Below are 6078 nucleotides of genomic sequence, written 5' to 3' on the forward strand. Positions count from 1 at the left end.
CTCTTCGATACTTTTGTGTGGTTCTAGCTTTAACAATCTCGGCATGGCGATCGCCCAACTCTTACTATTCATCCCTTAATTTATCAGGTTTAATTTTTTTATACCGATGCTACCGGATTTGATATGAAACGAATTTCTATTCGCCGTCTTTTTTGCTCCGGATTACGCTCTACCGTTGCATATTCTCCTGAAGGTAGATAAAGTTGTGCTGCTGAATAAGCTCGGAATTTTAATCCTAGTTGCTTTAAACGAGGGTTGTTTTCAAGTTCTTTTACTACTGCTAGAGCGCGCATTAAACCTAAATCTGCATTTGAACTTGGCGTCAGATTACTAATATTGTCATTACCAATAGCAACTTTTTCTAATTGCTCATCTAAATTACTTACTTGAAAACTATTATTTCGTTGACCATCAGTATGACCGATTACTTGTACGATATAGCCTTCTTTTCCTTGAGCATAATCTTCGATTTGCTTCACTAAATTGTTCTGAATAAAATTAATTAATCCGTCAGATAATTCGGCACTACCAGATGGAAATTTGCGGTTAGATGCTTCTGGAATTTCAATTGGTGGCTGGGATTTTAAGCTAGAAATTTCTTGATTTTTTCTGATAATCGTCTTTTCTTTTTGCTGTAACTCTTGTTCTTTATTTTTCAGTACGTCTTTTTGTTGCTGTATTTTTTCAGATTTATCCTGTATTTCTCGGTCTTTTTCTTTTACTTTATCCTTCAATTTTTCATTCTCTATTCTAACCTCTTGAAGTTCAGTATTTGTTTTGGAAACAGTTGAACTTAACGCTCCCGATTTAAGTAGTGCCAGAAACAGAAATAAGCTCAAAATCATAAAGGCGCTCGACATGACATCTGTAAAAGATTGCCAGACATTGAGAGTTTGATTTAGCCTTGAATATCGTGAGCGGCGGCTCATAATTTTTACTCCTCAATCTTTGCTTAAAAATAGGATTTTTTTTAATAATTCAATACAACTACAACAAGTAATAATTATTGCTGTTTGCTTCCTCGTTCCAAGAAAAGTGCCTAATAATCCAAAGGATATTAATAGGTTAGGTAATGCTTGAGAAAAGTAATCCCATTGGTGGTATCGTAATTTAAATCCTAAAAAATTAAATGTTGCTCGGCTATAAATTCCATCTACTAATGCTGCTGTGTTGACTTCTTCTAAATTTTGACTTGCCGTCTGAAATCTTGCTTCTAAATGCTCAATTATTCTGTGTTTTTTTCTTGGACTTACCCCGTCAATTAGTCTTTTAACTCTACTTTTGAAAAATATTAAATAATTGTAAAGTTGGATACGTAATATGGCAGTAAATATAGTAGGAAGTATTACCAATACTATACTCAAAAGAAGCAATGGGAATGGAATTAGCTGTAATAATTCAACCATACTTAAGACTCCTCTATACTTAAATTCCTAAGTATAAGGTGATTAATACTAGATTGAAGAAGGAGACAGGAGACAGGAGACAGGAGACAGGAGGAAAATTACTTATGGATTCTCACCCCAAGTAATTTTGAACACCGTGTAGACGGTGGGGTATTAAACCCACAAAGAAAATGATAAATTAAATTATAGCCTATCATAACAAATCCGCTTCAGGGTAAGCTCATCTAATTCTGATTAGGTATAATACTTGATAAAATGAAGAGTATATAGAGGTAACTGTATCGATATGAATAACAAATTTTTGCTCGCTATTATCCCCTTATTTTTTGGCCTTAGTTGTACCTATCCAGCAATGGCCTTCAATAATGTTACTAACATCAAAACTGAACAAAAAAGCTTAGAGGAAAATCAAATTATATTAGCCGATCGCCAGGAGAGATATCGTATTCGAGCGCGTCAAAAGGAAGACGAATACCTACAAGACAAAAGACATAGACTCCATGAAAGAATCGATCGCAGGATTAAAAATGAGATGGATAAACGTCATAACCGAAGTCTTCCTAAAGCAGAAAGAGAAAGAATTATTCAAGAAGCTCACGACGATCTAGACCGCAGACTTGACCGCAGATGGAATACTTTAGAAAATTATCGGCGAAGACGTGACAGATACGACCGAGATTATGATTATCGGCGAAGACAGGACAGGTATGACCGAGATTATGATTATCGGAGAAGACGCGACAGATACGACCGGGACTATGATTATCGGCGAAGACGTGACAGATACGACCGGGACAATTATTTTTATAATAGAAATTGCGACTATTATGGCAATTGTGACTATTTTGAAAATCGACGTAGAAACATTAGATTAAAAGTCTATCCCAACCGTTATTAATAGAATAGGGAGTAGGGAGTAGGAAAAAATATAGTTTTTCCTACTCCCTACTCCTGACTCCTATCACTCACAGTCATCTATTAATAAAAAGTCACATCCTCCAGAAGGCTTTCTTTTCGTTGCTGAATCCAAAAACTCTAATGCAAAAGTTTTATAAATATTATCAATTCGATCTGTTTTACTTTTTCCTCTTCTACCATTTTCCACCATTTTCGGGTCTACTGGATTAGTATTCAAAGCAGAATTAATCTGTCTTACATCGCGGTGACTCAGAAAGTGAAATATTTGCATTCCGCAGCTATTACTCCGACTAAACTGAGGATTAACACAATAAACACCACCCCTAGCACGTCCTCGCCCATGAATTCCTATTACCTGTCCGTCTGAATTAAATACAGGACCACCGCTCATTCCAGAGGCTGTCCAACTACTATAAAGAACACTGTATCCACCATTTGCGGAAGGAGAGTTGGCAACAAAATTAATAGTACCTTCCTCAAACCGACGCACCCGCTCTGTAATTCTTAAATCTTCTGGGTTTGGCCAGCCATTGACAAAAATAGAGGAACCTTCCTTTAAATTCTCTGAACTGGCAATGGAAGCAATGGGATAATTTTTATTACTGCGAAACTTGATTAAAACTAAGTCAAGTCCATCAATAAATTCTCCCATACCCTGTGGTTTTCCCAGGGGAATAATATTTGATTGAGTTTTATAATCATCAATTATATGAACTTCTCCATCTGGAGTTGCTAAGGCAAAAGTTCCCCCTCTGGAGTCCGCAACAACGTGGAGTGCAGAGAGAGCATAATAGGTTTTTCCCTGACGAGCAATAATTACGCCACTACCATTTTGCCAACCCTCAACAACATTGTAGTTTCCCTGGTCAATGGCTTTGATTTGTTCCTTTGTTAAACCAGGTCCTAAAATTATAGATACTTGCCAGGCGATCGCATTGACTTCTTGTTTAGTTAAAGCTAATGCAGTTGGAATAGTAATTCTGAGAGCTGTTAAGAAACAGATAACACCTATAGATAATTGCTTGAATAAGATCATCGTTTGTTTCCTTGTTGTCACTCTTGAATTGGGTTTGATTTTGGTTGAGAAGTAGAAGGTTGAATTACTGGGTTTAATTTTGGCTGAGGTGTAGAAGGTTGAATTGTTGAGTTCCATTCTTGCTGATAGGTAGAGCGTTGAATTTCAGGGTTCAATTTTTGCGGAAAAATAGAACGTCGAATTGTTGTAACTGGAATTGCCCAACTTAAAGTTTCCATTTGCTGGAATAGTTCAAATGATGGTTTTGTACCATCAATGAATACAAAGGCTTGAATACCACCTAAAGGATACTTACCCCAACCATTGATTCCAACTAGACGACCATATTGATTGAGAACTGGACCTCCGCTCATACCACTTTCAACTGTATTAGTATAGCCGAGTTGATACCCACGTTCTAGGGACTTGGATAAGGTCATTCCTACTTTTCCTTCAGTAAAGCGATAAGCTTTGAAACCCCAATCACGGGTACTAGAAATTTTATCTGAATTTAATCCATGCCAATTAGGAAATCCACAAGCGTAAACTATATCCCCAACAGATAAGGTTGCTGAATTTTCCATCTCGACTGTTTGGTAAACATTGCTGCTAGTAAACTCAACTAGGGCTAAATCTAGACTTTTATATTCAGTTGGTTGTAGCCATTTGGCGACATGGAGTACACCATCTGCTGTAAGTATAGTGTATTGTCTATGCCAACTACCAATCATTACATGATGGTTAGTCAAGACAATATATCGGTTTTCTTGACGATTTACAATTACTCCTGAACCTGCATTGGAGTCAGTTAAAACTCTGACAGTAATCTCTCGAGCAGTTTCTGATACCTGTTGACTGACAGGTTCTGGTATCTGTTGACTGACAGGGAAAATTGTTTGGTCAGCTTGCACCAATTTTGTCTGCTTTTTTAGATGATTAATGTTTAAAACATTGTTTTCTATTTGCTCAGAGGTAAAGGTCAAGTTACATCCGTAACCCAACTTTCAGACGTACAACCTACTGATTGGGCATTTCAAGCTTTACAATCTTTAGTAGAACGCTATGGTTGTATTGCTGGATATCCTGATGGCACTTACCGGGGCGATCGCGCCATGACTCGCTATGAATTTGCTGCTGGTTTAAACTCTTGTTTAGACCGAATTACAGAATTAATTGCTTCCTCTACTGCTGAGTTAGTTACTAGGGAAGACTTAGCAACAATACAAAGACTCCAAGAAGAATTTGCTGTAGAAATGGCGACTTTGCGGGGTCGAGTTGATGTCCTAGAAGCAAGAGTAGTAGAACTAGAAGCAAATCAATTTTCTACCACAAGCATCATGGGTGGAGAAGTAATTTTTGGATTGGCAGCAGCAGGAGGAGGAGACCCACCAGGAGACGGAGATGACCGCCAGGCCATTTTTGCTTATTTAGCTAGATTGGGAATAGTTTCCTCATTCACAGGGAAAGACCGTTTGGCAATTGGACTGGTATCTGGTAATTTCGAGAATCGTGCTTTTGCTGGTACCATAGAAAATCCTGGATTAGAAACTGATATGGCACTGTTTTCTTTCCAGACAGACACAGACGATGTATTTAAATTAGATTTGTTAGAGTATCGGACTGCAGCTTTTAACGATCGCGTGGTACTGACATTTCGGCCCCAAGGGTTTAGCTTGAGTAGTGTTCTGACAGCTAACTCTCCTTTTTTTGATACAGGTAGAGGAGCTATTTCTCGTTTTGGAGAAGCTAACCCTCTATTTAAAATTGGTAGTTTAGACGCAGGTGTTGGTTTTGACTGGTTAGCTCTAGATAGACTGCGGGTACAATTTGCTTATGGTACAAGAAACAGTAGTTGTCCTAGTAAAAGTCAAGGTTGTGATATACGAAATCAAGGGGGAGGGTTTACAGCATCAGACCATAGTGCTGCAGGAGTTCAATTTTTAATCAAACCTACAAGTAATATTCTCACAGGTATTGCTTATATTAATGCCTATTCTGTAGATGGCAGATTAGATACTTTAACAGGTAGCTTTAATGCGGATGCTTCCGGTTTTATTGATGAACCAACTCAAACAAATGCAATTAGTGCTACATTCCAGTGGCGGATTAATCGTAAAATTACCCTAGCAGCATGGGGTGGATACGCATTTACTGATTCTGAGGTGAGTGATGCTTATGCAAATACTTACACTTATACAGTGGCGGTAGGACTTTCCGATCCTTTTAATCGTGAAGGGGACCTATTAGGACTGATTTTTGGTCAACCTTTAAAATTATCTGATGGTAAAGGTTTACGAGATGGTGATGATGAAGATACTTCTTTACATTTTGAAGCTTTTTATCGGTTTAAAGTGAGTGATAATATTGCTATTACTCCTGGTTTTTTTCTAGTAACTAATCCGGAACATAATGATGATAATGATACTATATTTTTGGGTGTCCTAAGAAGTACATTCAGATTCTAAAGGAGAAAGATTAATTATGAATTTGTCAGTTAAAACGAAGCTTTGGTTATTGTTATCAACTTTATGCTTGAGTAGTGTAATAGTTTGTGGAAATGCTAATAAAGCTTTAGCTCATCCATTAGAAGTAGGACCAGGGGAAGCGATCGCGCAAACAAATACCTCAGAACCTCCTCGTCGTAATAAACCTACTTTTTTTGAAGAGGAACAAGACCCAGAGTCTAGAGGTGATGGGTTTAGCTACACCTCCTAGAGCATCTCTGAGGAAGGTGTTGCA

At 37.7% G+C, this 6078-nt stretch carries 7 protein-coding genes; 3 read left to right on the top strand and 4 right to left on the bottom strand.

All coding sequences use genetic code 11. The features are described 5' to 3' along the window. Positions 1 to 98: 98 nt before the first annotated feature. Both F6K13_RS14410 and F6K13_RS14415 read right to left on the bottom strand, forming a co-directional pair. The gene (locus tag F6K13_RS14410) at positions 99 to 929 is read right to left on the bottom strand and encodes a hypothetical protein (RefSeq protein ID WP_124142934.1); all 831 of its coding nucleotides are present in this window, start codon (positions 927 to 929) and stop codon (positions 99 to 101) included. Between the two features lie 12 nt (positions 930 to 941). Next, positions 942 to 1406, bottom strand: coding sequence for a hypothetical protein (locus tag F6K13_RS14415; protein WP_124142935.1), 465 nt, complete (start codon positions 1404 to 1406; stop codon positions 942 to 944). A 286-nt stretch (positions 1407 to 1692) separates the two neighbouring features. On the opposite strand from F6K13_RS14415, the gene F6K13_RS14420 reads away from it, so the two are divergent. Beyond that, positions 1693 to 2304 carry a hypothetical protein gene (locus F6K13_RS14420; protein WP_124142936.1) on the top strand — a complete coding sequence of 204 codons (612 nt, stop codon included), beginning with the start codon at positions 1693 to 1695 and terminating at the stop codon, positions 2302 to 2304. Between the two features lie 63 nt (positions 2305 to 2367). Here F6K13_RS14420 and F6K13_RS14425 read toward each other — a convergent pair whose 3' ends face one another. Further along, positions 2368 to 3360 carry a serine protease gene (locus F6K13_RS14425; protein ID WP_161564301.1) on the bottom strand — a complete coding sequence of 331 codons (993 nt, stop codon included), beginning with the start codon at positions 3358 to 3360 and terminating at the stop codon, positions 2368 to 2370. Positions 3361 to 3377: 17 nt separating this feature from the next. Further along, complete coding sequence (locus F6K13_RS14430) at positions 3378 to 4322, bottom strand: serine protease (RefSeq protein WP_205127204.1); 945 nt, start codon at positions 4320 to 4322, stop codon at positions 3378 to 3380. Between F6K13_RS14430 and F6K13_RS14435 the strand changes: the two genes are divergently transcribed. Then, positions 4302 to 5804, top strand: a complete 1503-nt coding sequence (locus F6K13_RS14435; RefSeq protein ID WP_240038755.1) for an iron uptake porin — start codon at positions 4302 to 4304, stop codon at positions 5802 to 5804. The two genes, F6K13_RS14430 and F6K13_RS14435, sit on opposite strands and share 21 nt — an antisense overlap. Positions 5805 to 5820: 16 nt before the next feature. Then, on the top strand, positions 5821 to 6054 hold the full coding sequence (locus F6K13_RS14440; protein WP_287287695.1) for a hypothetical protein: 234 nt from the start codon (positions 5821 to 5823) through the stop codon (positions 6052 to 6054). Positions 6055 to 6078 lie beyond the last annotated feature (24 nt).

This window comes from Okeania sp. SIO2B9, from assembly GCF_010672505.1.
GTDB lineage: Bacteria > Cyanobacteriota > Cyanobacteriia > Cyanobacteriales > Microcoleaceae > Okeania > Okeania hirsuta.